Raw genomic sequence first — 25,719 nt, 5'->3', positions numbered from 1 at the left:
AGGAGAGAACTGCGCAGATGGCACACGTGAAGCACATGAAGTGGTGGGGCTGGGGCGAGGAGGGCGTGCACTTCGAGTACGCCAACAAGCCCGCCTTCGCCCCCTTCGTCAAGAAGGCCGTCGGCATCGACCTCCGCCCCCGGCAGCGGGACACCATCGACTTCTCCACGATCAGCGTGCCGGCCTCGCACGCCGGGGAGGACGTCCTGGCCGCCCTGACCGGGATCTCGGGCGGGGAGAACGTCAGCGTCGACGACGAGCTGCGCGTGGTGCACTGGGCCGGCAAGTCGGTCACGGAGCTGCTGCTGACGCGCTCCGGGGACTTCGCGCGCATCCCGGACGTCGTGGTCTACCCCGGCAGCGAGGACGAGGTGTCCCAGGTGCTCCGGCTGGCCGTGGAGCGGGATCTCGTGGTCATCCCCTTCGGCGGCGGCACGAGCATCTCGCGGAGCCTCCAGCCCTCGCCGGTGGAAGAACGAACGATTGTCTCACTCGACCTGGGCCGCATGGACCGGGTCCTCGCCCTCGACGAGATCTCCGGGCTGGCGACCGTGCAGGCCGGCGTGCTGGGTCCCGACATGGAGGAACAGCTCAACGCGCGCGGCTGGACGCTGGGCCACTTCCCCGACTCCTTCACCCACTCCACGCTCGGCGGCTGGGCCGCGACGCGGTCCTCCGGAATGCAGTCGGACAAGTACGGGGACATCGCCGACATCGTCCGCGGCCTGCGCGTGGTGCGCCCGGGCGGCACCGTCGTCCTGCGCCCGCTGCCCTCGACGTCCACCGGACCGAGCCTGCGCGAGATGTTCATCGGGTCCGAGGGCCGGCTCGGCGTCATCACCGAGCTGGACGTGCAGGTGCACCGGATCGCGGAGCACCGCGAGGTCATCGCGTACATGTTCCCCTCGTGGCAGCAGGCCCTGACGGCTATGCACGACATCGCCCGCTCGGACGTCCGCACCACGTTCGCCCGCGTCTCCGACGCGCACGAGACGAGCTTCTCCCTGTCCACGCAGAAGGCGCCGACCACGCTCAAGAAGAAGGTCGCCGCCAAGGGCCAGGACCTGCTGTGGGAGGTCATGCGCCGCCGCGGCTGGGACATCGACGCCATGTGCATCGCGTACGTGTGCTTCGAGGGAACCAAGGCCGAGACCGAGGCCCGGAAGAAGACCGTCGCCGGCATCGTCAAGCAGCAGGGCGCTCTCGTCCTGGGCTCCGGCCCCGGCGCGCTCTACGACCAGAAGAAGTTCGACACCCCGTACCTGCGCGACTTCCTGCTGGAGCAGAACACGATCGGCGACGTCTCGGAGACGGCCGCCCCGTGGTCCAAGCTCACCACCGTCCACAAGGCCGTCTACGACGCCGCCCACCGGGCCTTCGCGGCGCAGGGCAAGCACGGCTGGATCATGTCCCACATGTCGCACTCGTACCACTCCGGGGCGTGCCTGTACTTCACGTTCGCCTACGAGATCGGGGAGGACCCGCACGCCGAGTACAAGGTGATCAAGGGAGCCATCCAGCAGGCGTTCGTCGACGCCGGGGGCACGCTGTCCCACCACCACGGCGTGGGCACCGAGCACAGCCCCTGGATGGAGCAGGACGTCTCCCCCGAGGGGGTGCGCCTGATGCGCAGCCTCTTCACCGCCGCGGACCCGGGCGCCCACCTGAACCCGGGCAAGATCGTCAGCTGAGCTCACCTGCCGGCCGGATCCACGCGGTCCAGGCACGAGAAAGGCCCCGCCGGGTGATCGGCGGGGCCTTTTCTGCGGGGCGGGCCGGTGCGGGGCGGGCCGCTGGCCTGGTGCTGTGTCCGTGTCCGCGGGGGTGTGGTGGTTAAGGTGGGGAGCCCCCGCACCGTGTGGTGCGGGGGCTCGACCCGTGTGGTGTGGTCCGGCGGTGTCCTACTCTCCCACACCCTTCCGGGTGCAGTACCATCGGCGCTGTGGGTCTTAGCTTCCGGGTTCGGGATGGGACCGGGCGTTTCCCCCACGCTATGACCGCCGTAACTCGTGCTCCGCGCCCCGTACCGTGCCCGCTGCGGGTGGTGGGGTGGGAAGTTCGTGTCACAGTCTGGTGGCTGTGGATTCAGTTGTGTGCTGCTCGACCGTGCAACCCGGCGGGGTTGTTGGTTGGGAGCCGTATAGTGGACGCGGTGTTCTGTGTGTTCCCACCCTGGATCCCAACCAGGGGTTGGGGGGGTGGGTGTGGGGTAAGTTGTCGGCCTATTAGTACCGGTCGGCTGCGCACGTCGTTGGTTCGTGCTTCCACCTCCGGCCTATCAACCCAGTGGTCTCGCTGGGGGCCTCTCGCACCTAAAGGGTGCGTGGAAATCTCATCTCGAAGCGAGCTTCCCGCTTAGATGCTTTCAGCGGTTATCTCTTCCGAACGTAGCGAAGCAGCGGTGCACCTGGCGGTACAACTGCCATACCAGAGGTTCGTCCGTCCCGGTCCTCTCGTACTAAGGACAGGTCTTCTCAAATTTCCTGCGCGCGCAGCGGATAGGGACCGAACTGTCTCACGACGTTCTGAACCCAGCTCGCGTACCGCTTTAATGGGCGAACAGCCCAACCCTTGGGACCAACTCCAGCCCCAGGATGCGACGAGCCGACATCGAGGTGCCAAACCATGCCGTCGATATGGACTCTTGGGCAAGATCAGCCTGTTATCCCCGAGGTACCTTTTATCCGTTGAGCGACGGCCATTCCACAATGTACCGCCGGATCACTAGTCCCGACTTTCGTCCCTGCTCGAGCTGTCGCTCTCACAGTCAAGCTCCCTTGTGCACTTACACTCGACACCTGATTGCCAACCAGGCTGAGGGAACCTTTGGGCGCCTCCGTTACTCTTTAGGAGGCAACCGCCCCAGTTAAACTACCCATCAGGCACTGTCCCTGACCCGGATCACGGGCCGAAGTTAGATGTCCAGAGTGACCAGAGTGGTATTTCAACGATGACTCCACGAGCACTGGCGTGCCCGCTTCACAGTCTCCCACCTATCCTACACAAGCCACACCGAACACCAATACCAAACTATAGTAAAGGTCTCGGGGTCTTTCCGTCCTGCTGCGCGTAACGAGCATCTTTACTCGTACTGCAATTTCGCCGAGTTCATGGTTGAGACAGCGGGGAAGTCGTTACTCCATTCGTGCAGGTCGGAACTTACCCGACAAGGAATTTCGCTACCTTAGGATGGTTATAGTTACCACCGCCGTTTACTGGGGCTTAAATTCTCCGCTTCGCCGTGAGGCTAACAGGTCCTCTTAACCTTCCAGCACCGGGCAGGAGTCAGTCCGTATACATCGTCTTGCGACTTCGCACGGACCTGTGTTTTTGATAAACAGTCGCTTCCCCCTGGTCTCTGCGGCCCTTACCCGCTCGCACCAGCAAGTGGTGTCCACGGTCCGGGCCCCCTTCTCCCGAAGTTACGGGGGCATTTTGCCGAGTTCCTTAACCATGATTCTCTCGATCGCCTTAGTATTCTCTACCTGATCACCTGTGTCGGTTTGGGGTACGGGCGGCTGGAACCTCGCGTCGATGCTTTTCTCGGCAGCATAGGATCACCGAATCCCCCCACGGATGGGGGTCCCGTCACGTCTCAGGCGCATGATCCGCGGATTTGCCAACGGATCGCCCTACACGCTTAGACCGGGTCTACCATCGCCCGGCTCGGCTACCTTCCTGCGTCACACCTGTTAATACGCTTACCTCCCCGGTTCAGGTCCCACGCTCCCCGCCACCGGTGACGGCCAATGGCCGGCACCTGGTGCGGTTCGGGTGGTTAGTGTCCCCGGTTCGATATGGGCGGTTCTTCGCCGGTACGGGAATATCAACCCGTTGTCCATCGACTACGCCTGTCGGCCTCGCCTTAGGTCCCGACTGACCCAGGGCAGATTAGCTTGACCCTGGAACCCTTGATCATCCGGCGGACGGGTTTCTCACCCGTCATTCGCTACTCATGCCTGCATTCTCACTCGTGTGGGCTCCACCACTGGGTTACCCCGCAGCTTCACTGCCCACACGACGCTCCCCTACCCATCGCACCACCTGAACCAAGGACCACGAGGGCCCCGGCTGGGTATCGTTGGTGCAATGCCACAACTTCGGCGGTGTACTTGAGCCCCGCTACATTGTCGGCGCGGAATCACTTGACCAGTGAGCTATTACGCACTCTTTCAAGGGTGGCTGCTTCTAAGCCAACCTCCTGGTTGTCTAAGCAACTCCACATCCTTTCCCACTTAGCACACGCTTAGGGGCCTTAGTTGGTGGTCTGGGCTGTTTCCCTCTCGACTATGAAGCTTATCCCCCACAGTCTCACTGCTACGCTCTCACTTACCGGCATTCGGAGTTTGGCTGACGTCAGTAACCTTGTAGGGCCCATCGGCCATCCAGTAGCTCTACCTCCGGCAAGAAACACGTAACGCTGCACCTAAATGCATTTCGGGGAGAACCAGCTATCACGAAGTTTGATTGGCCTTTCACCCCTACCCACAGCTCATCCCCTCCATTTTCAACTGAAGTGGGTTCGGTCCTCCACGCGCTCTTACACGCGCTTCAACCTGGCCATGGGTAGATCACTTCGCTTCGGGTCTAGATCACGCCACTCACTCGCCCTATTCAGACTCGCTTTCGCTACGGATACCCCTCACGGGTTAACCTCGCGACGTAACACTAACTCGCAGGCTCATTCTTCAAAAGGCACGCCGTCACCTTGTAGGGCTCCGACGGATTGTAGGCACACGGTTTCAGGTACTATTTCACTCCCCTCCCGGGGTACTTTTCACCTTTCCCTCACGGTACTGGTCCGCTATCGGTCATCAGGTAGTATTTAGGCTTACCAGGTGGTCCTGGCAGATTCACACGGGATTTCACGGGCCCCGTGCTACTTGGGTACGTGCACCGTGCGGCAGCAACGATTTCGTCTACGGGACTCCCACCCTCTACGGCCCGGCACTCACACCGGTTCGACTATCGTCCTGCACTCACACGCCCGGGCCGGCAGACCCGGGACGACACGCCCCACGACCCCGATGATGCAACCCCTGCCGGGTCTCACACACCATCGGTTTGGCCTCTTCCGCGTTCGCTCGCCACTACTGACGGAATCACTGTTGTTTTCTCTTCCTGTGGGTACTGAGATGTTTCACTTCCCCACGTTCCCTCCACGCACCCTATGAATTCAGGTACGGGTCACCACGCATAACACGCGGCGGGGTTTCCCCATTCGGAGACCCTCGGATCACAGCTCGTTTATCAGCTCCCCGAGGCTTATCGCAGATTACCGCGTCCTTCATCGGCTCCTGATGCCAAGGCATCCACCGTGCGCCCTTAAAAACTTGCCACATGATCACAGAACACACCGACCCACCACCACGACCACCGGCCCCCTCCCGCAAGGAGAAGGACCCGCTGCCCGCAGCACTGGGCGGCGATCAATCACGAACTTGAGGCACCACAACCACCGCCGAGACGCCCGAAGACGACCCCTGCGACTGCTGCGGCACCAGTTCTTAAGATGCTCGCGTCCACTATACAGTTCTCAAACAACAACCCGCACACCCCACACTCACGGGCGGAAGTCACGACCATCAGGCCGTCACCGCCGCCGGCGGGGCGCCGGGAACCAAAGACATCTCACCACCCACCACGAACCCACCACCCCTCCACCACCGCCCCCGCAAAGGGGACCAGCAGCGCAGGAACCGGTGCGCCCGGGTCGGGGCCTGTTGTCTCAGGACCCAACAGTGCGCCATGGACCGCTCCTCCACCGGACGTCCCCCACCGTTCCACCACCACCACGACCACCGGGGCAACCCGGCAGCCCGCGGTGAGCGGGTACTGAAGAAGAGAACGACCAGCACCTAAGGTGCGGCCGCTTGCCTGCTGATGTTCCACCCATGAGCTCACCCCACCGGCAGCACCTACGGCTGCTCGAAGCGGGGGCGACCACCACACGGTGGTCAACGGCTCCTTAGAAAGGAGGTGATCCAGCCGCACCTTCCGGTACGGCTACCTTGTTACGACTTAGTCCCAATCGCCGGTCCCACCTTCGACGGCTCCCTCCCACAAGGGGTTAGGCCACCGGCTTCGGGTGTTACCAACTTTCGTGACTTGACGGGCGGTGTGTACAAGGCCCGGGAACGTATTCACCGCAGCGTTGCTGATCTGCGATTACTAGCGACTCCGACTTCATGAGGTCGAGTTGCAGACCTCAATCCGAACTGAGACCGGCTTTTTGGGATTAGCTCCACCTCACAGTATCGCAACCCTTTGTACCGGCCATTGTAGCATGCGTGAAGCCCAAGACATAAGGGGCATGATGATTTGACGTCATCCCCACCTTCCTCCGAGTTGACCCCGGCAGTCTCCTATGAGTCCCCACCATCACGTGCTGGCAACATAGAACGAGGGTTGCGCTCGTTGCGGGACTTAACCCAACATCTCACGACACGAGCTGACGACAACCATGCACCACCTGTCCACCAGCCCCGAAGGGAAACCCCATCTCTGGGGCGGTCCGGTGGATGTCAAGCCTTGGTAAGGTTCTTCGCGTTGCATCGAATTAATCCGCATGCTCCGCCGCTTGTGCGGGCCCCCGTCAATTCCTTTGAGTTTTAGCCTTGCGGCCGTACTCCCCAGGCGGGGCACTTAATGCGTTAGCTACGGCGCGGAGGACGTGGAATGTCCCCCACACCTAGTGCCCAACGTTTACGGCATGGACTACCAGGGTATCTAATCCTGTTCGCTCCCCATGCTTTCGCTCCTCAGCGTCAGTAACAGCCCAGAGACCTGCCTTCGCCATCGGTGTTCCTCCTGATATCTGCGCATTTCACCGCTACACCAGGAATTCCAGTCTCCCCTACTGCACTCTAGTCTGCCCGTACCCACTGCCGACCCGGGGTTGAGCCCCGGGCTTTCACAGCGGACGCGACAAACCGCCTACGAGCTCTTTACGCCCAATAATTCCGGACAACGCTTGCGCCCTACGTATTACCGCGGCTGCTGGCACGTAGTTAGCCGGCGCTTCTTCTGCAGGTACCGTCACTTGCGCTTCTTCCCTACTGAAAGAGGTTTACAACCCGAAGGCCGTCATCCCTCACGCGGCGTCGCTGCATCAGGCTTTCGCCCATTGTGCAATATTCCCCACTGCTGCCTCCCGTAGGAGTCTGGGCCGTGTCTCAGTCCCAGTGTGGCCGGTCACCCTCTCAGGCCGGCTACCCGTCGTCGCCTTGGTGAGCCATTACCCCACCAACAAGCTGATAGGCCGTGAGCCCATCCAAAACCAGTAAACCCTTTCCACCCCCCACCATGCGGTGGAAGGTCGTATCCAGTATTAGACCCGGTTTCCCAGGCTTATCCCAGAGTCAGGGGCAGGTTACTCACGTATTACTCACCCGTTCGCCACTAATCCGCCCAGCAAGCTGGGCATCATCGTTCGACTTGCATGTGTTAAGCACGCCGCCAGCGTTCGTCCTGAGCCAGGATCAAACTCTCCGTCAAAAAAACAGAAAACCAACCCGAACACCCCACCACAAAGCAGGACACCCGGACGATCCAGGCTGACACCGTCACCCACCCCACGGAGGCGGAACGAGCAACGGCCAATCAACCAAACAAAACATTTGGCATCAACAAACATGGCACACTATTGAGTTCTCAAACAACAGACCGGTCAGCGTGTCGCGCTGGACACCTTGCTCCCGGAGTGCTCTGCAACCTTAGGCCGTCGGGCCGGTCTCGGTCAATCCCGGGTGAACGCTCGGTTACCGGTTCATGACCGCACCGCCTTCCGGCGAAGCTGACAATCTCCTACTCTAACACGTTTCCGCTCCTTCGCAACCCGGGGGCTGCTCGGACGGTCGGTGCCGGAGGAGGACGCCGCCACCGGGCTCTCCCGGAGGAGTTCCTCGCCGCGGCGACTCGGAAGAAGTTACTCCCTTTGCGGCGGCGGTGCAACCCGGGCCCGGCAGCGCCTCCCGGCCACGGATCCGGGGTGCCCGAGGGGCCCGGGTCTCGGACCCGGGCCCCTCGCTGGGTGCAGCGGCGTGGCCGGCGCCGTGGCCGGCGCAGCGTCAGTCCTCGGCGGGCTTGAGGTACAGCACCGCGAGCGGCGGGACGGTGAGCACGGCGGACGCCGGGCTGCCGTTGTGGGCTCCCTCGGTGGCGGTGACCTTGCCCAGGTTGCCGACGCCGGACCCGCCGAAGAGCTCGGAGTCCGTGTTGAGCACCTCGACCCACTCCCCCGCCCACGGCAGCCCGAGGCGGAAGTCCTTGTGGGGGTGGCCGGCGAAGTTCGCCACGCACACGAGCGGGTTGCCCTGCTCGTCCCACCGGGTGAAGGACAGCGTGTTGCGCCCGGCGTCGCCGGCGTCGATCCACTCGAAACCGGCGGGGTTGTTGTCCCTCTCGTACAGGGCCGGGGTGTCCCGGTAGATGTCGTTGAGCGTGCGGACCAGCTCCTGGACCCCCTTGTGCGGCGGGGTCTCGGACAGCCACCAGTCCAGCCCGTGCTCCTGCGACCACTCCGACTCCTGGGCGTACTCGGTGCCCATGAAGATCAGCTGCTTGCCCGGGTGCGCCCACATGTACGCGAGGTAGGCGCGGACGTTGGCGAGCTGCTGCCACCGGTCTCCGGGCATCTTCCGCAGCAGCGAGCCCTTGCCGTAGACGACCTCGTCGTGGGAGATCGGGAGCATGAAGTTCTCGGAGAATGCGTAGACGAGCGAGAACGTCAGCTTGTTGTGGTGGTAGTACCGGTTGATCGGGTCCTCGGCCATGTACTCGAGCGTGTCGTTCATCCAGCCCATGTTCCACTTCAGTCCGAAGCCGAGCCCGTCGGCGTCGGTCGGCCGGGTGACGCCCGGGAAGGACGTGGACTCCTCGGCGATCATCACGATGCCGGGGGTGCGCTTGTACGCCGTGGCGTTGGCCTCCTTGAGGAAGGCGATGGCCTCGAGGTTCTCGCGGCCGCCGAAGGCGTTGGGCTCCCACTCGCCGTCGTTGCGCGAGTAGTCCAGGTAGAGCATCGACGCGACCGCGTCCACGCGCAGGCCGTCGACGTGGAATTCCTCGAGCCAGTAGGACGCGTTGGCCACCAGGAAGTTGCGGACCTCGTTGCGCCCGTAGTCGAAGATCAGAGTGCCCCAGTCCTTGTGCTCGCCGCGGCGCGGGTCCGGGTGCTCGTACAGGGCCTCCCCGTCGAACCGGGCCAGGGCGAACTCGTCCTTCGGGAAGTGGCCCGGCACCCAGTCGACGAGCACGCCGATGCCGGCCTGGTGCAGCTTGTCGACGAGGTAGCGGAACTCGTCCGGGGTGCCGAAGCGCGACGACGGCGCGTAGTAGGACGTGACCTGGTAGCCCCACGACCCGCCGAACGGGTGCTCGGCCACGGGCATGAACTCGACGTGGGTGAAGCCCTGCCAGGTGAGGTACTCCACGAGCTCCGTGGCGAGGTCCTTGTAGTCCAGGCCCATCCGCCACGAGCCGATGTGCATCTCGTAGACGCTCATGGGGCCGTTGTGCGGATCGGTCTTCGCCCGGCGGGCCATCCACTCGTCGTCCTGGAACTCGTAGGTGGACTCGAAGACCCGGGACGCGGTGGACGGCGGGACCTCGGTGCCGAAGGCCATGGGGTCGGCCTTCTCCCGCCACCCGCCGTCCCGGCCCAGCAGGCGAAACTTGTAGGTCGCGCCGGATTCGAGGCCCGGGACGAAGATCTCCCACACGCCCGAGCCGCCGAGCGAGCGCATGGCGTGCTCCGTGCCGTCCCAGCCGTTGAAGTCGCCGATGACGCGCACGGCCTGGGCGTTGGGGGCCCACACGGCGAAGCTCACGCCCGTGATCTCGCCCATCGCCGAGGGGTAGCGGCGCACGTGGGCGCCGAGGACCGTCCACAGCGTCTCGTGGCGGCCCTCCCCGATCAGGTGCAGGTCCAGCTCGCCCAGGGTGGGCGCGAAGCGGTAGGGGTCGTCGCCGCGCTGCGGCTCGAGGCCGCGGTAGGTGACCTCCAGGCGGTAGTCCGGGATCCGGCCGGGCTCGCGGGCCGGGACGACGCCCGTGAAGATCCCGCCCCACTCGTGCTCGAGCTCGACCCTGCCGTCCTCGGTGATCACGGCGACCCCGGTCGCGAACCGGCGCAGCGCGCGCACCGTGACGGTGCCGTCCGGGTTCGGGTGCGCGCCCAGCACGGAGTGCGGGTCGTGGTGGCGGCCCTCGGACACGGCGGCCAGCACGTGCTCGGGCACCGGGACGGGCTCGCCGGCGGGTGCGGCGGCAGGTGCTGCGGCGCCGGCCGGCACGGGGGCGGCAGCAGGCTTGGCAGCAGGCGCGGCGGCACCGGCCGGTGCGGTGTCGCGGCGGTCCTGCGGGGTGCTGGCTGTCACATCGTCCTCGATTTCCGTTCCCGGTCCCGCCGGGGGGCGGAGCTCGGACCGGGAGCTGTCGTCGTCGTGGTCGGTGGCGGCCGTGGCGGCCGCACCGGCGGGTTCAGGGTTCACGCTACGCGACCGGACGCCTTCCAGAGAACGGCGCACCGCCGAGGCCGGGACCTCCAGCCAGTCGGGGCGGTTGCGCTGCTCGTAGACGACCTCGTAGAGGGCCTTGTCGAGCCACAGGGCCAGGAACAGGGGGGACCCGCGGTCCACGGCCCGGCCGGCGACCTCCGCGTAGCCCTCGAGGAAGGCGCCGCTCGCGCGCCGGCCCCAGTCCTCGGCGTCGCGGGCGCCCGCGCGCGCGGCGAAGGCGGCGGCGTAGTCGAAGGAGCGCAGCATCCCGACGACGTCGCGCAGGGCCACGTCCGGGCGCGTGCGCTCCTCGATCGGGCGCAGCGGCTCGCCCTCGAAGTCCAGGACCTTGAACTGCCCGTCGGCGGCCTGCAGCACCTGGCCCAGGTGGTAGTCGCCGTGGATGCGCTGGAGCTCGGGCAGCTCGGCGACGTCCTCGAGGGCGGCCAGGACCGCGTCGAGCTGCGCGGCGTGGTCGTCGAAGAGGGTGCCGGTCTCCGTGCGCGCCCAGCGGATGCGGCCGGCCAGGTCCTCGAGCAGGCGGGCGCGGGCGGCGTCGTCGGGGGCGTGCGCGCCGAACGCGCGCGCGAGGTCGCGGTGCACGCGGGCGGTGGTGCGGCCGAGGTCGCGGGCCGGCGCGGAGAAGTCCTCCCCGCGCTCCCCGGCGGCGACCGCCCGGGCCCACGCGTCCGCGGAGCCCGCGAGGAACTCCGTGGCCACGGCGAGCTGCCCCTCGTGGGCGGCCAGGCCCGAGCGCCAGCGGGCGTCGAGCCAGCCGAAGGTGCGCGGCACCGCGGGGCAGCCGAGCGCGGTGAGCTCCCGGCCCACCTCGACGTCCGGGTTGCGGCCCTCCCCCACCACGCGGAAGAACTTCACGATCACGGCGTCGGCGTCGGCCGTGCCGGTGGGCGGGGTGAGGATCACCGACGAGTTGGACTGCTCGCTGGCGATCACGCGCACCTGGTCGCGGCCCTCGACCGGCCAGGACACGCGCAGCGCCCCGCCGTGCGCGCCGGTCACGGACAGCCCGAGGGGCCCGGAGCCCGCGGAGCCGTCCTGCTGCATGAGCGCGAGCGCCGGGCCCACGAAGGCGGGGTCGCCCACGCCGTCGTAGACCCACGGCCCGGCCGGCGCGTCCTCCGCCCCGGGCAGCGGCAGGCCCGTGCGCTGGGCGACCGCCCGCCCGGCGCGGGCGGCCCGGTCGCGGAGCAGGCGGGCGGTGCGCAGCGGGCTCCGCCCGTCCTCCGCACCCGGGTCCTCGGCGCCCGGCTCCGGCGTGCCGGCGTCGGACCGGGCGGCGGGCAGGGCGCCCACGAGGAACCGCTCGGCGTCCTCCAGCGGGGCCCCGCGGAACGTCAGGGGCACCTGCAGCAGCTCGGTGCGCCCCGCCTCCTGCGCCTCCACCAGCAGGACGCGGGCCTCGGCGGATCCGCCGTCCCCGTCCGTCCCGGTGCCGGGCAGCGCGAGCTGCGCGGCGACCCGCAGGGCCACGCCCTCGCCGCCGTCCCCGAAGGGGAACCACCGCTGCCGCGGCAGCCACCGGCGCAGGAGGTCGAGGAGCTCGTCGGGGTGCTGGTCGCTCATGTGGTCAGGTCCTTCCGGGTGCGGGCGGGGAGGGTGCGGCAGGAGCGGGTCGCCTCAGCTCCGGGCGGGGGTGATGATCGGCAGGGCCGTGGTGTGCGGGTGCGTGCCGTCGTCGCGGGCGGCCGCCCGCAGGCGCAGCCAGAAGAAGTCCTGGCTGCCCAGGGTGATGCGGTACTCGCCGGCTTCGTCGACCTCCCCGAACAGGTCCCCGCCGAAGAGCTCGCGCAGGCCGCGGCCCGCGTACTCGGGCAGCCGGATGCGGGCGCACGCGGGCGTGTGGGCGAGGTTGAACAGGCACAGCAGGGTCTCGCCGCGGCCGTCCTCCGTCTCCTCGTCTGGCAGGACGCGCAGGAACGCCAGCACGGAGTCGTGGTCGGTCTCCACGTTGACGTAGGAGCCCAGCCCGAACGCCGGGTGCGCCTTGCGCACCGCCAGCATCTGGCGCATCCAGTGCAGCAGGGAGGACGACGACGCCAGCTGCGCCTCCACGTTGACCTGGTTGTAGTGGTACACGAGGGACTGGACGACCGGCAGGTAGAGCTTGCCCGGATCGGCCTTGGAGAACCCGGCGTTGCGGTCCGGGGTCCACTGCATCGGGGTGCGGGAGGCGTCGCGGTCGGCGAGCCAGATGTTGTCGCCCATCCCGATCTCGTCGCCGTAGTACAGGAACGGGCTGCCCGGCAGCGACAGCAGCAGGGCGTGGATGAGCTCCAGCTCGGCCCGCGAGTTGTCCAGCAGGGGCGCCAGGCGCCGGCGGATGCCCACGTTGGCGCGCATGCGGGAGTCGGGGGCGTACCAGCCGAGCATGGCCTGGCGCTCCTCGGTGGTCACCATCTCCAGGGTCAGCTCGTCGTGGTTGCGCAGGAACGTCCCCCACTGCGTGCCGCGCGGGATGTCCGGGGTCTCCCGCATCGTGTCGATGATCGGGGTCGCCTTCTGGTCCCGCAGCGCGTAGAAGATGCGGGGCATGATCGGGAAGTGGAAGCACATGTGGCACTCGGGGTTCTCCTCCGTGCCGTAGTACTCCACCACCTCGTGCGGCATCTGGTTGGCCTCCGCGATGATGACGCGGCCCGGGTACTGCTCGTCGACCATGGCGCGCAGCTTCACGAGGAAGTCGTGCGTGCCCGGGAGGTTCTCGCAGTTGGTCCCCTCCTCCTCGATCAGGTACGGGATCGCGTCGGCGCGGAAGCCGTCGATGCCCATGTCCAGCCAGAACTTCACGACGTCGAACACGGCCTCCACCACGGCGGGGTTCTCGAAGTTGAGGTCCGGCTGGTGGGAGAAGAACCGGTGCCAGAAGAACTGCCGGCGGATGGGGTCGAACGTCCAGTTCGACTCCTCGTGGTCCACGAAGATGATGCGGGCGTCCTGGTACAGCTCGTCCGTGTCCGACCAGACGTAGAAGTCGCCGTACGGCCCGTCCGGGTCCTCGCGGGAGGCCTGGAACCAGGGGTGCTGGTCGCTCGTGTGGTTCAGCGGGAGGTCGGTGATCACGCGCAGGCCGCGGGCGTGCGCCTCGGACACGAGCCGCTTGAAGTCGCTGATCGTGCCGAACTCGTCCAGGACGGAGTAGTAGTCGGAAATGTCGTACCCGCCGTCGCGCAGGGGGGACTCGTAGAACGGGGGGATCCACAGGCAGTCGATCCCCAGCCACTGCAGGTAGTCCAGCTTGTCGATCAGGCCGGAGAAGTCGCCGGAGCCGTCACCGTTGGCGTCGGAGAACGCCCGGACGAGCACCTCGTAGAACACCGCTTTGCGGAACCAGTCGGGGTCGTGGGAGATGCCGGGGGCATTGAGCGAGTACGGCGAGGTGCTCATGCGGGGGTGCCGCCTTTCGGACAGGTGGGGCAATAGGTGGGTGCTGGAGGGGGCCTCCCCGGGCGCGGCGCCCAGGGAGGCCCCCGACGGGGTCTCGGAGACCCTTACTTGACGTTGCGCCGGACGTGCAGGACGTGGGCGGGCTCGTGGTGCGGGTCCAGGCGCACGTAGTTGTGCGTGCCCCACTTCCACGACTCGCCGCTGATCAGGTCGTCGACCCAGAAGCTGCCGTCCTCGTTGAAGTCGGCGTCGTCGAGGTTCAGCGACGCGAGGTCCAGCCACACGGTGCCCTCGCGCACGGCGTGCGGGTCCACGTTGACGACGACGATGACCGTGTCCTTCTGGGCCGCCTCCCCGTGGCCGACGGTCTTCGTCTTCGAGTAGGCGACGAGCGCGTCGTCGGACGTGGTCTGCACGGTGAGGTTCTGCAGGTCGCCCAGCGACGCGTGCCCGCGGCGGATCTCGTTGAGCCGGCGCAGGTACGGTGCCAGGGACCGGCTGGCCGCCTCCGCCCCGGCGAAGTCGCGGGGACGGTACTCGTACTTCTCGTTGTCGATGTACTCCTCCGCCCCGGGCCGGGCCACGTGCTCGTACAGCTCGTAGCCCGCGTAGACGCCCCACAGCGGCGACCCGGTGGCGGCGAGGACGGCGCGGACCTTGAACGCCGCCGGACCGCCGAACTGGAGGTACTCCGTGAGGATGTCCGGGGTGTTGACGAAGAAGTTGGGCCGGTACACCGCCGAGGTCTCGTGGCTGATCTCGTGGAAGTACTCCTCGATCTCCTGCTTCGTGTTGCGCCAGGTGAAGTAGGAGTAGGACTGCTGGAAGCCGACCCGGGCGAGGCCCTGCATCATGGCCGGGCGGGTGAAGGCCTCGGCGAGGAAGACCACGTCGGGGTGCTTGGCGTTGACCGTGCCGATCAGCCACTCCCAGAACCACAGGGGCTTGGTGTGCGGGTTGTCGACCCGGAAGATCTTCACGCCGTGGGAGATCCACAGCTCCACGATCCGCAGCACCTCGAGGGAGAGCCCCTCGGGGTCGTTGTCGAAGTTCAGGGGGTAGATGTCCTGGTACTTCTTCGGCGGGTTCTCCGCGTACGCGATCGAGCCGTCGGCGCGGGTCGTGAACCACTCGGGGTGGGCGGCCACCCACGGGTGGTCGGGCGACGCCTGCAGCGCGAGGTCCAGGGCGACCTCCAGGCCGACGTGCTGGGCACGGGCCACGAAGGCGTCGAAGTCCTCGAAGGAGCCGAGGTCCGGGTGGATGGCGTCGTGCCCGCCCTCGGGAGCGCCGATGGCCCACGGGGACCCGGGGTCCTGGGGCCCGGCCACCAGGGTGTTGTTCGGCCCCTTGCGGTGGGCCCGCCCGATCGGGTGGATCGGCGGCAGGTAGATGACGTCGAAGCCCATGCCCGCGACCGCCTCGAGCCGCTCGGCGGCGGTGCGCAGGGTGCCGGAGGTCCACGTGCCCGTCTCGGCGTCGAGGACGGCGCCCTCGGAGCGGGGGAAGAACTCGTACCAGGAGCCCTGGCCGGCGGCGGCGCGCTCGACCTTCAGCGGGTAGCGGCGGCTCTCGGTGACGAGGTCGCGCACCGGGCGCTCGGCCACGACGGCCAGCACCCCGGCCGAGACGGCCGCCTCGAGCCGGTCCTCGGCCGGCAGCTCGCGGTCGGCGAGCGTGCGGGAGACCGAGCGGAACAGCTCGGCGTCGGAGCCCGGGCGGCCCTCCTCCGCGGCGGCGCGGTCGAAGAGCAGCACGCCCTCGTCCATCATCAGCTCGACGTCCTGGCCGACGCCGACCTTGATCTCGGCGGCGTGCCGCCAGGTCTCGTAGAGGTCCCCCCAGCCCTCGACCGCGAAGGACCAGGCGCCCTCGGCGGACGGGGTCAGCCAGGCCTCGTAGCGGTCGGTGCCGGGAACCAGCAGCCGCATCGGCACGCGCTCGGCCTCGGCGCCCTGCGGGTCGTAGAGCACCGCGGTGACGCCCAGGGCGTCGTGCCCCTCCCGGAACACCGTGGCGCCCACGCGGATCGACTGGCCGGGCACGGCCTTGGCCGGGAAGCGGCCGTCCTCCACGGCCGGGCTCACGTCCACGACGGGGATCCGGCCGTAGACCAGGTTCTCGCGGGAGAACGCCGTCTTGCGGCGGCGGGCCGGGGCCTTGCGCGCGGCCGGCTTCTTGGCGGCGGGCGCCTTGTCCGCGGCCGCGGCGGAGGCCTTCGTGGCGGTCCCCGCGGAGGCCTTGGCGGCGGAGGTCCTGCGCGTGGCGGGCTTCTTCGCGGCGGGAGCCTGCTCCTCGGCCGCGGGCGCGGCCTCGGCGGCCTCCGGCGCGGGTTCGGCGGCCTTCTTGGCCGTCGAGCTCCGACGGCGCGCCGGGGCCTTCTTCGCGGGCGGCTCGGCCGCGACGGCCTCGGCCACGACGGCGTCCGGGATCTCGCCGGCCGGGGCCGTCGAGGGGTCAGGGGCGGGCGTGCCGGCCGGGCGCGAGGCCGGGTCGGTCGGGGAAGGAGTGTTGGCTTGGCTCACCCGCACCACGTTAGCGACAAAGCCGACGATCGTTAAGCCCGCTGACTACCGCGACACGGCGGGGCGGCCGGGTAGTCTGACCGCGTGAAGGCAATCCGTAGATTCACCGTGCGCACCGTGCTGCCGGAGTCCATCGCTCCCCTGAGCCGCCTGGCCAAGAACCTGCGCTGGTCGTGGCACCGCCCGACCGAACAGCTCTTCGCCGACCTCAATCCCCAGGCCTGGGAGGCCGTCCACGGGGACCCGGTCAAGCTGCTGGGCTCGCTCACCCGGGAGGAGATCCAGCAGATCGCCGACGACCCGGAGACCGTCCGGCGCATCGAGGAGCTCGACGCCGACCTCGAGTGCTACCTCACCGACGAGCTCTGGTACCAGCAGACGCAGCCCGCCGACGCGCCGGCGTCGATCGCCTACTTCTCCGCCGAGTACGGCATCACCTCCGTGCTCCCCCAGTACTCCGGCGGGCTCGGCATCCTCGCGGGGGACCACCTCAAGAGCGCCTCGGACCTGGGCGTGCCCGTGGTCGGCGTCGGGCTGTTCTACCAGCACGGCTACTTCAAGCAGTCCCTGTCCCGGGACGCGTGGCAGCAGGAGACCTACCCGGTCCTCGACCCGGACGGCCTGCCCCTGACGCTGCTGCGGGAGGAGGACGGCACCCCGGCCAGGGTGACCCTGCCGCTGCCCAACGGCCGGTCCCTGTCGGCGCACATCTGGCGTGCGGACGTCGGACGCGTCCCGCTGCTGCTGCTCGACTCGGACATCCCGGACAACGACGACCACGCCCGCAGCATCACGAACCGGCTCTACGGCGGCGGGGGCGACCACCGGCTCCAGCAGGAGCTGCTGCTGGGCATGGGCGGGGTGCGCGCGCTGCGCGTCTTCCGCCGCCTGACCGGCGCCCCGGAGCCCGAGGTCTACCACTGCAACGAGGGCCACGCCGGCTTCGCCGGCATCGAGCGCGTCTCCGAGCTCATGGAGCCCCGCGGCGACGCCGAGCCGATGACGTGGGAGGAGGCCCTCACAGCGGTGCGCTGCGGCACGGTCTTCACCACCCACACGCCCGTCCCGGCCGGCATCGACCGCTTCGAGCGCGCGCAGATCGAGCACTTCTTCCAGGCCGGCCTCGCCCCGTCGGTGCCCACCGCGAACATCCTCGCCCTCGGCGCGGAGGACTACGACGGCGGGGACCCCGGGAAGTTCAACATGGCCGTGATGGGCCTGCGCCTGGCCCAGCGGGCCAACGGCGTGGCGAAGCTGCACGGCGTCGTCTCCCGGCAGATGTTCCAGGGCCTGTGGCCGGGCTTCGACAACGACGAGGTCCCGATCGGGTCGATCACCAACGGCGTGCACGTGACCAGCTGGATCGACCCGCGGATGGCCGAGCTGGTCCTCGACCCGCACGGGACGGACCTGGACCGGGCCGCCCGGTGGCGGCACGTCTACTCCGTGGAGGACACCGAGCTGTGGGCGGTCCGCCGGGAGCTGCGCAAGCGGCTCGTGCAGGACGTGCGCGCCCGGCTGCGGGCGTCGTGGAAGGCCCGCGGCGCGGCCGACGCCGAGCTGGGCTGGACCGACTCGGTGCTGGACCCGGACGTGCTCACCATCGGCTTCGCCCGGCGCGTGCCGACGTACAAGCGCCTGACGCTCATGCTGCGCGACCCGCAGCGGCTGAAGAAGATCCTGCTGAACCCCGAGCGTCCCGTGCAGCTGGTGGTGGCCGGGAAGTCCCACCCCGCGGACGAGCAGGGCAAGCGGATGATCCAGGACCTCGTGCGCTTCACGGACGACCCCGAGGTGCGCCACCGCATCGTCTTCCTGCCCAACTACGACATCGCGATGGCCCGCACCCTGTTCCCCGGCTGCGACGTGTGGCTGAACAACCCCCTGCGCCCGCTCGAGGCCTGCGGGACGTCCGGGATGAAGGCGGCCCTCAACGGCGGGCTCAACCTCTCGGTGCTCGACGGGTGGTGGGACGAGATGTACGACGGTCAGAACGGCTGGGCCATCCCCACCGCCGACGAGGGCGCGCACCCGGACGAGCGCGACGACATCGAGGCCGCGGCCCTGTACGAGCTCATCGAGAACCACGTGGCCCCCCGCTTCTACGGCGAGGCCGCCGAGGGCCCGGAGCCGGGCACCGACGGCGTGCCGCACCAGTGGCTGGCCATGGTCAGGCACACCCTCGCGACCCTGGGCCCGCGGGTCTCGGCCAAGCGGATGGTCGACGACTACGTCCGGGAGCTCTACGTCCCCGCCGCCCGCTCCCAGCGGCGGGCGGCCGCGGACGGCTTCGCGGCCGCCCGGGCCGAGTCCCGCTGGGTGGGCCGGGTGCGCCAGGCCTGGCCGGAGGTGAGCGTCGAGCACGTCGACGCGGAGGGCGTCGAGCAGGAGCCGCAGATCGGCGACGAGCTGCGGGTCCACGCCTACGTCACCCTCGGCTCGCTCACCCCCGAGGACGTCCGGGCGGAGATCGGCTACGGCCGGGTCTCCGAGACGGACCACATCCACGAGCGCAGGTACGCGCTGCTGGCCCCCAACGGGGACCTGGGCGGCGGCCGGCACCGGTTCAGCGGCTCCGTCACGATCGACCGCTCCGGCCCGTTCGGCTACACGGTGCGGGTGGTGCCGCAGCACCCGCACATCGCCGACAAGGCCGAGCTGGGGCTCGTGGTCAACGCCTGAGAGCCCCTGTCCGAACGGCGGCGGGGGCCGCACCCGGGAGAGCGGGTGCGGCCCCCGCCGCCGTTCCAGCAGGTGCGGGAGGCGTCAGAGCACCCGGAACAGGCTCACCGAGCTCGCCGGGACGCCCTGCGCCTGTCCGGTGCGGAACCGGGTGCCGTAGCGCCCGTAGAGCACCGACGCGGTGCTGTGCACGAGGGAGTAGACCCCGCCGGCCGGCTCGTCGGCGGGCCCGTCCTCCTCGGCCGGGACGAGGCCCGTGAGGGCGGGGAAGGTGATCGCCATGTCGGCGCTCGCCCCGTTGACGACCATCAGCCCCGTCACCCGCCCCCCGCGGGACCCGATGAGCACCTGGATGGTCCGGGCCCCGGGGGTCTGCCAGTCGACGGCCGACATGGGGGCGCCGTCGGGGCGGAACCAGTGCATCAGCACCTCGTCGGGCCGGGTCGGGAAGTGGGAGGGCTGCCCGGCCAGGAACTCCCGGCGCACGGCGATCAGGGCCCGGGTGGCGGCCAGCATGGCGCGCGCGGCCGGGGTGAGCCGCCAGTCCACCCAGGAGAGCGCGTTGTCCTGGCAGTAGGCGTTGTTGTTGCCCTGCTGGCTGCGGCCGAACTCGTCGCCCGCCGTGATCATGGGCACGCCCTGGGAGAAGAGCAGGGTGGCCATGAGATTGCGTGACGTCTGCGCGCGGGCGGCACGGATCCGCGCGTCGCGCGCCGGGCCCTCGACGCCGTGGTTCCAGGAGTGGTTGTCGTTCGTGCCGTCCCGGTTCTTCTCGAGGTTCGCCTGGTTGCGCTTGTTGTCGTAGGAGACGAGATCGGCGAGGGTGAACCCGTCGTGGGCGGTCACGAAGTTCAGGGAGGCCAGGGCGTTGCGCCCGGAGGACGCGAACATCTCGACGGAGCCGGCGAGCGCGCCCGCCAGCCGGGAGGCGTTGCCCCCGTCCCCGCCCACGCTCATGGCGCGCGGTCCGGTGAGCCAGAAGTCCCGCACCGTGTCCCGGAAGCGGTCGTTCCAGTCCGCCCACCCCTCGGGGAAGTGCCCGGTCTGCCACCCGCCCATGCCGACGTCCCACGGCTCGGCGATGAGCTTCACGCCGAACAGGGCGCGGTCCGCGCCGACGGCCACGAGGAAGGGGTGGTTGCGGGTGAAGCGGTGGCGCTCGTCGCGGGCCAGCTCGGGCGCGAGGTCGAAGCGGAACCCGTCGACGTGGCAGCGCTCGACCCAGTAGCGCAGGGAGTCGAGGGCCATCTGCACCACGCGGGGGTTGCCGAAGTTCACGGAGTTGCCGCACCCGGTGACGTCGACGTAGCGCCCGTCCTCGCCGTGGCGGTAGTACGCCTCGTCGCCGAGCCCGCGCCAGCAGTAGGCGGGCTCGTCCTGGCCGGCCTCGGCCGTGTGGTTGTAGACCACGTCGAGGTAGACCTCCAGCCCCGCGCGGTGCAGGTCCCGGACCATGGCCTTGAACTCGTCCAGCACGGCCTGCGGACCCCGGGCGCGGGCGGCCTCGGTGGCGTACCCGGCGTGCGGGGCGAAGAAGCCCAGGGTGTTGTAACCCCAGTAGTTGCTCAGCCCCAGGCCCGTGAGGTGGGGCTCGTCGAGGTGGGCGTGCACGGGCAGCAGCTCCACGGCGGTGACGCCCAGCGACGTCAGGTACTCGGTCATCACCGGGTGCGCGAGACCGGCGTAGGTGCCCCGCAGCTCCTCGGGGATCCCGGGGTGCTGGATCGTCAGCCCCTTGACGTGGGCCTCGTAGACGACGGTGTCCCGCCACGGCACCGCCGGGGGCCGGTCCTCGTCCCAGTCGAAGTCCTGCTGGACGACCACCGAGACGTAGCGCCCGCCGTAGGCGTCGGGGCCGGGCTCGTCGACGTCGAGCGGCGCGGCGACGCGGCGCATCCCCTTGCCGTAGGGGTCGAGGAGGATCTGGCGGTCGGACGGGTCCGGGGCGCGGCGGCCCGCGGCCACGGGCGAGTCCGCGGGGACGAAGCCGTACTCGGTGCCCGCGGGCAGGGCGGGCGCCTCGTCCCGGTGGAGCAGGTAGCGGTAGCCCGTCTCCGAGAGCCGCTGCTGCTCGGCCGGCGGGATGGTCCCGTGGTGCACGCCGCCCGTGCGGGCCGTGAGCCGACGGCGCTGCCAGCGCCCCCCGGGCAGCCGGTAGACGATGTCGAGGTCCTGGACGCCGGGGGCGTAGACCGCCACGTTGGCGCTGCCGTCCCGCTCGGACGACGGGTGGACGCCGAGCGGGTAGGGGTGGGAGACGTAGGGGCGGCCGGTGTCCTTCCGGAGCGGGTCAGGAACCAGCACGTCGCCGTGACACCTCGTAGAGCGTGATGCCCACGGCCATGGAAGCGTTGAGGGACTCCATGGCCGAGTCGATGGGGATGGACACGACCTGGTCGCAGTTCTCGGTGACCAGCCGCGACAGGCCCTTGCCCTCCGAGCCGACGACGACGACGAGCGGCTCCGTGGCGAGCTCGAGGCCCGGCAGGCTGACGTCGCCGTCGCCGTCGAGGCCCACCACGAAGTAGCCCATGCCCTTGAGCTCCTCGAGCGTGCGGTTGAGGTTGGCCGCCTTCGTCACCGGCACGCGGGCGGCCGCGCCGGCACTGGTCTTCCAGGCGGAGGCGGTGACGCCCACGGAGCGGCGCTCCGGGACGATCACGGCGCTGCCGGAGAACGCGGAGACGCTGCGGATGATGGCCCCGAGGTTGCGGGGGTCGGTGATGCCGTCGAGGGCCACGAGCAGCGGGGGCCGGGAGATGTGCCGCTTCTCCCACTGGGTCATGAGCTTGCGGGCGGTCTCGACCGCGTCCCGGTACTCGTAGGCCGGCACCTGCAGGGCCACGCCCTGGTGGACGGCGTCGAGGGTGAGCCGGTCCAGCTCGGCCTTGGAGGCCTCGAGCACGGGGATCCCCCGCTCGGCGCAGATCTGGAGGATCTCCCGCACGCGGTCGTCGACGTCGATCCGGCTGGCCGCGTAGAGGGCCTTGGCGGGGATCTCCGCGCGCAGCGCCTCGACGACCGAGTTGCGCCCGGTCACCAGGTCCTCGTGCACCTTGCCCCGGGAGTTGCGGGTGCGCCCGCCCTGGGACTGCTGGCGGCGCTCGGCGGCCTTCTTCATCTTGTGCGCCTTGTGGTACGGGCGGTCCTCGGCCTTCGGCGTGGGGCCCTTGCCCTCGAGGGCCTTGCGGCCGTGCCCGCCGGTGCCGACGAGGGGGCCCTTCTTGTTCTTGCGGATCGCGCCGGGACGCTTGGGGGCTGCCATGGGAACCTCTGTTCAGTCGGGGGTGGAAACGGTGGAGGGGCCGGTCAGGCCACGGACCAGGCGGAGCCCTCGGCGCCGTCCCGGACGACGACGCCGGCCGCGGCGAGCTCGTCGCGGATCGCGTCGGCCCGGGCCCAGTCCTTCGCGGCGCGCGCCTGCTCGCGCTGGTCCAGGAGGGAGCGCACGAGCACGTCCAGGGCGGCGTGCTCGGCGGCGTTGCCGGCCGACCCGCCCAGGTCCATGAGCCCGGTCAGCCCGAGCACGTCGGTCATGGCCCGCACGCTGCGGGCGAGGGCCGCGGCGTCCTCGCCGGCCGCGAGCGCGGAGTTGCCGGCGCGGACGGTCTCGTGCAGCACGGCCAGCGCCTGGGGGACGTTGAGGTCGTCGTCCATCGCGGCGGCGAAGCCCTCGGGCATGTCGGCCTCCGTCCAGGACGGCTCGGCGCCCGTCTCCCGGGCGGTGCGCAGGAAGGACTCGACCCGCTCGACGGCGGCCGCCGCCTCGGTCAGGGACGTGGGCCGGTAGTCGAGCACCGAGCGGTAGTGGGCCTGGCCCAGGTAGTACCGCACGGCCAGGGGGCGGGCCTCGGCGAGCATCTGGGACGGGGAGACCGTGTTGCCCACGGACTTGGACATCTTCTCCCCCGCGTAGGTGACCAGCCCGTTGTGCAGCCAGAAGCCGGCGAAGCGCTGCCCGGCCGCCGCGGACTGGGCGAGCTCGTTCTCGTGGTGGGGGAATCGCAGGTCGAGGCCGCCGCCGTGGATGTCGAAGTGCTCGCCGAGGTACTTCCCGGCCATCGCCGAGCACTCGAGGTGCCAGCCGGGTCGGCCGGCACCCCAGGGGGAGTCCCAGCGCGCGGTCTCCGGCTCCCCCGCCTTGTGGCCCTTCCACAGGGCGAAGTCGCGGGGGTCGCGCTTGCCGCGCGGGTCGGCGTCGGGGGCGTCCTGCATGTCCTCGACGGACTGGTGGGTGAGCTCGCCGTAGCGCTCCCACGAGCGGACGTCGAAGTAGACGTCGCCGGAGCCGTCCGGCGCCGGGTAGGCGTGGCCGGCGTCGACCAGCCGGCCGATCAGGGCGTGCATCTCGGGGACGTGGCCCGTGGCGCGGGGCTCGTAGGTGGGGCGGGCGATGCCGATCGCGTCGTACGCGGCGTTGAAGACCTGCTCGAACCGGTAGGCCAGCGCCCACCACGGCTCGCAGGGGTGCTCGCCGTCGTAGTCGGGGGCGAAGGAGGCCGCGGAGTTGGCGAGGATCTTGTCGTCGATGTCGGTGACGTTGCGCACGGTGGTCACCCGGTGGCCGCGGAAGGCCAGCCAGCGGGCGAGCTGGTCGAAGACCAGCGCGGAGCGCACGTGCCCGATGTGGGGCATCCCCTGCACGGTGGCACCGCAGTAGTACAGCCGGGCCTCGCCCGGGCGGACGGGCTCGAAGTCGCGCACGGAGGCGGTCGCGGTGTCGTAGAAGCGCAGAGTCACACGCCCCATCATAGTGGCGGGCCCGCCCCCGGCCCGGAGCGCGGGGCTCAGGCGCGGGCCACCACGAGGGCGGAGGCCACGGCCGCGAGGCCCTCGCCGCGGCCGGGGAAGCCGAGGTGGTCGGAGGTCGTGGCGCTGACCGTCACGGGGGCGCCCGCCGCGGCCGAGAGCACCTCCTCCGCCTCGGCGCGGCGGGGCGCGAAGCGCGGCCGGTCGCCGACCAGCTGCACCGCGACGTTGCCGATCTCGAAGCCGGCCTCCCGCACGATCCGTGCCGCCTCCGCGAGGATCCGCACGCCCGGCGCGCCCTTGAGTTCGGGGCGGTCCACGCCGAAGTTGGAGCCGAGGTCGCCCGTGCCGGACGCGGAGAACAGGGCGTCGGCGGCGGCGTGGGCGACGACGTCGCCGTCGGAGTGCCCGGCCAGGCCGGTCTCCCCGGGCCACTCGAGCCCGGCCAGCCACAGGGGGGTGCCCTCGGGCCCGAAGGCGTGGACGTCCACGGCGATGCCGGTGCGGGGCAGGTTCTTCGTCACCGCACCAGTGTGCCACCTCCCGGCCCGCCGCCCGGGGCGGCGGCCCGGGGGCGCCGGGGAGTCCGGGGCGCTACTGCTCGCAGCCGGAGCCCTCCAGGCTGCGGTCCGGCGGCGCGGGTGCCGGCGGGTCCTGTTGCGTCTTCGTCCTCGAGGCGATGGCCAGCCGCACCTCGGCCAGCACCTCCAGCGGCTTGGTGGCCACGGCCCGGGGCAGGCTCAGCGTGTAGCCCAGCGGGTGCTTGCGGAACCGGCGCATCATGCGCCGCGGCTTGCTGGCGAGGCGCCGTCCGACGTCGGGCAGGTAGTCGTCGGCCACCTGGATGTCCACCCGGGTTCCGCAGTTGCTGCACTTGAAGGCCGCCAGGAGCCGGCCGGCGTAGGCGACCTCGTGGTCGCACTCCTGGAGGCACGAGGCACAGACAAACGATGCGTGCTGGATCCGTTCCATCGCTACCTTCGATTCTCGGGGACGGCGCGGCCCCAGGTCAGTGGACCTCGTGGTCCAGAGCGGCGAGCAGTTGCTGGGCCACGACGAGGTCGTGGGCGTAGGTGATCTTGAAGTTCTGGTCCTCGCCCGAGATCCACCGGATGGACAGGTCCGTGTAGCGGGCGACGCAGCCCGCCGTGTCCGTGGCGTCCAGGCCGTCCCGGGCCGCCGCCTCGTAGGCGTCCACCAGGGGCTGGGCGGCGAAGCCCTGAGGGGTCTGCGCGCGGACCAGGTGGTCGCCGTGCAGCTCCACGGACGTGGCGCCTTCCTCGCCGGTCACGGACAGGTCGGGACCGTACAGGGCCGGGATCGCGGCCCCGTACTCGCGGGTCGCGTGCAGCACCGCGGCGCACAGCTCCACGGAGAGCAGGGGACGGGCGGAGTCGTGGATGAGGATGGAGTCCACCAGTCCCGCGTCGATGCGCGGCACCAGGTGGCGGAAGGCACGCAGCTCCGATCCCTGTCGGGTCGAGTCCCCGTAGACGATCTCGACGTCGGCCGTCACCTCCTTGTCGAGAACCGCCTCGGCACGCCGGTGGTCCTCCGGCCTGATGACCAGCACCAGCGGTGAGATGTCACTGATGGCGGCCATGACGTTGAGCGACCAGGAGATCAGGCTCTGCCCCGCGAGGGGCAGGTACGCCTTGTTCACGGACCCGCCGAAGCGGGTGCCCGAACCGGCTGCCAGCACGATCCCGGCTGCCGTGGGTCGGGTGGCGGAGTCCTGGCCTGCTGGGGGCTTCATGCCTCGATCCTAGTCGCGGCGCCATCCCGGCAACCACCCGGCCACCGGCCGGCTGGGGGCCTGCTCGACGGCGCCCAGCCGGCCGGGGACCTGCTGGCCGGCG

11 protein-coding genes and 3 rRNA genes are annotated in these 25,719 nt (G+C 69.5%); 2 read left to right on the top strand and 12 right to left on the bottom strand.

The window, feature by feature from the left end; translation table 11 throughout:
- The first annotated feature begins 17 nt into the window (after positions 1-17).
- Positions 18-1,691: an FAD-binding oxidoreductase gene (locus tag ACYSMR_RS12330; protein WP_461745556.1), complete on the top strand. Its 1,674-nt coding sequence runs from the start codon at positions 18-20 to the stop codon at positions 1,689-1,691.
- Between the two features lie 197 nt (positions 1,692-1,888).
- On the opposite strand, the gene rrf is transcribed toward ACYSMR_RS12330, so the two are convergent.
- The 6 genes from rrf to ACYSMR_RS12300 all read right to left on the bottom strand — a co-directional run bounded on the left by rrf (position 1,889) and on the right by ACYSMR_RS12300 (position 16,438).
- A 5S ribosomal RNA gene (gene rrf / locus ACYSMR_RS12325) occupies positions 1,889-2,005 on the bottom strand.
- 200 nt (positions 2,006-2,205) lie between these two features.
- Positions 2,206-5,339 (bottom strand): 23S ribosomal RNA (locus ACYSMR_RS12320).
- A gap of 633 nt (positions 5,340-5,972) precedes the next feature.
- Positions 5,973-7,497, bottom strand: a 16S ribosomal RNA gene (locus tag ACYSMR_RS12315).
- The 16S, 23S and 5S rRNA genes sit together here, the layout of an rRNA operon.
- A gap of 572 nt (positions 7,498-8,069) precedes the next feature.
- Positions 8,070-12,083, bottom strand: coding sequence for a 1,4-alpha-glucan branching protein GlgB (glgB, locus tag ACYSMR_RS12310; RefSeq protein WP_461745554.1), 4,014 nt, complete (start codon positions 12,081-12,083; stop codon positions 8,070-8,072).
- Positions 12,084-12,137: 54 nt separating this feature from the next.
- Positions 12,138-13,904 carry a maltose alpha-D-glucosyltransferase gene (gene treS / locus ACYSMR_RS12305; protein WP_251334797.1) on the bottom strand — a complete coding sequence of 589 codons (1,767 nt, stop codon included), beginning with the start codon at positions 13,902-13,904 and terminating at the stop codon, positions 12,138-12,140.
- Positions 13,905-14,008: 104 nt separating this feature from the next.
- A complete protein-coding gene (locus tag ACYSMR_RS12300) occupies positions 14,009-16,438 on the bottom strand; it encodes an alpha-1,4-glucan--maltose-1-phosphate maltosyltransferase (protein ID WP_461745552.1) in 2,430 nt (809 codons plus the stop codon).
- Between the two features lie 75 nt (positions 16,439-16,513).
- Here ACYSMR_RS12300 and glgP point away from each other — a divergent pair, with 75 nt between their 5' ends.
- The gene (glgP, locus tag ACYSMR_RS12295; RefSeq protein WP_461745550.1) at positions 16,514-19,111 is read left to right on the top strand and encodes an alpha-glucan family phosphorylase; all 2,598 of its coding nucleotides are present in this window, start codon (positions 16,514-16,516) and stop codon (positions 19,109-19,111) included.
- A gap of 84 nt (positions 19,112-19,195) precedes the next feature.
- Here glgP and glgX read toward each other — a convergent pair whose 3' ends face one another.
- The 6 genes from glgX to ACYSMR_RS12265 form a co-directional block, all read right to left on the bottom strand.
- Entirely contained in the window at positions 19,196-21,415 is a 2,220-nt protein-coding gene (glgX, locus tag ACYSMR_RS12290; RefSeq protein WP_251333146.1) for a glycogen debranching protein GlgX, read from the bottom strand.
- On the bottom strand, positions 21,402-22,376 hold the full coding sequence (gene rlmB, locus ACYSMR_RS12285) for a 23S rRNA (guanosine(2251)-2'-O)-methyltransferase RlmB (protein ID WP_251333147.1): 975 nt from the start codon (positions 22,374-22,376) through the stop codon (positions 21,402-21,404). Before rlmB ends, glgX begins: the two co-directional genes overlap by 14 nt.
- A gap of 44 nt (positions 22,377-22,420) precedes the next feature.
- Positions 22,421-23,851 (bottom strand): cysteine--tRNA ligase, encoded by a 1,431-nt coding sequence (cysS, locus tag ACYSMR_RS12280; protein WP_309125383.1) that lies wholly within the window; start codon positions 23,849-23,851, stop codon positions 22,421-22,423.
- Between the two features lie 47 nt (positions 23,852-23,898).
- On the bottom strand, positions 23,899-24,384 hold the full coding sequence (ispF, locus tag ACYSMR_RS12275; RefSeq protein WP_461745546.1) for a 2-C-methyl-D-erythritol 2,4-cyclodiphosphate synthase: 486 nt from the start codon (positions 24,382-24,384) through the stop codon (positions 23,899-23,901).
- Between the two features lie 70 nt (positions 24,385-24,454).
- On the bottom strand, positions 24,455-24,832 hold the full coding sequence (locus ACYSMR_RS12270) for a hypothetical protein (protein WP_461745544.1): 378 nt from the start codon (positions 24,830-24,832) through the stop codon (positions 24,455-24,457).
- Positions 24,833-24,869: 37 nt separating this feature from the next.
- Positions 24,870-25,616, bottom strand: coding sequence for an IspD/TarI family cytidylyltransferase (locus tag ACYSMR_RS12265; protein WP_251333151.1), 747 nt, complete (start codon positions 25,614-25,616; stop codon positions 24,870-24,872).
- Positions 25,617-25,719 lie beyond the last annotated feature (103 nt).

The sequence above is a fragment of the Kocuria sp. U4B genome (genome assembly GCF_054875615.1).
The sequence above is the reverse complement of the archived record's forward strand: the minus strand, read 5'-3'. Positions and strand labels throughout refer to the sequence as shown.

Bases quoted from the DNA above. Each gene is read 5' to 3' on its own strand.
- ACYSMR_RS12330 (WP_461745556.1), top strand. From the start codon at position 18: ATGGCACACGTGAAGCACATGAAGTGGTGGGGCTGGGGCGAGGAGGGC.
- glgB (WP_461745554.1), bottom strand. From the start codon at position 12,083: ATGAGCGACCAGCACCCCGACGAGCTCCTCGACCTCCTGCGCCGGTGG.
- treS (WP_251334797.1), bottom strand. From the start codon at position 13,904: ATGAGCACCTCGCCGTACTCGCTCAATGCCCCCGGCATCTCCCACGAC.
- rlmB (WP_251333147.1), bottom strand. From the start codon at position 22,376: ATGGCAGCCCCCAAGCGTCCCGGCGCGATCCGCAAGAACAAGAAGGGC.
- ACYSMR_RS12270 (WP_461745544.1), bottom strand. From the start codon at position 24,832: ATGGAACGGATCCAGCACGCATCGTTTGTCTGTGCCTCGTGCCTCCAG.
- ACYSMR_RS12265 (WP_251333151.1), bottom strand. From the start codon at position 25,616: ATGAAGCCCCCAGCAGGCCAGGACTCCGCCACCCGACCCACGGCAGCC.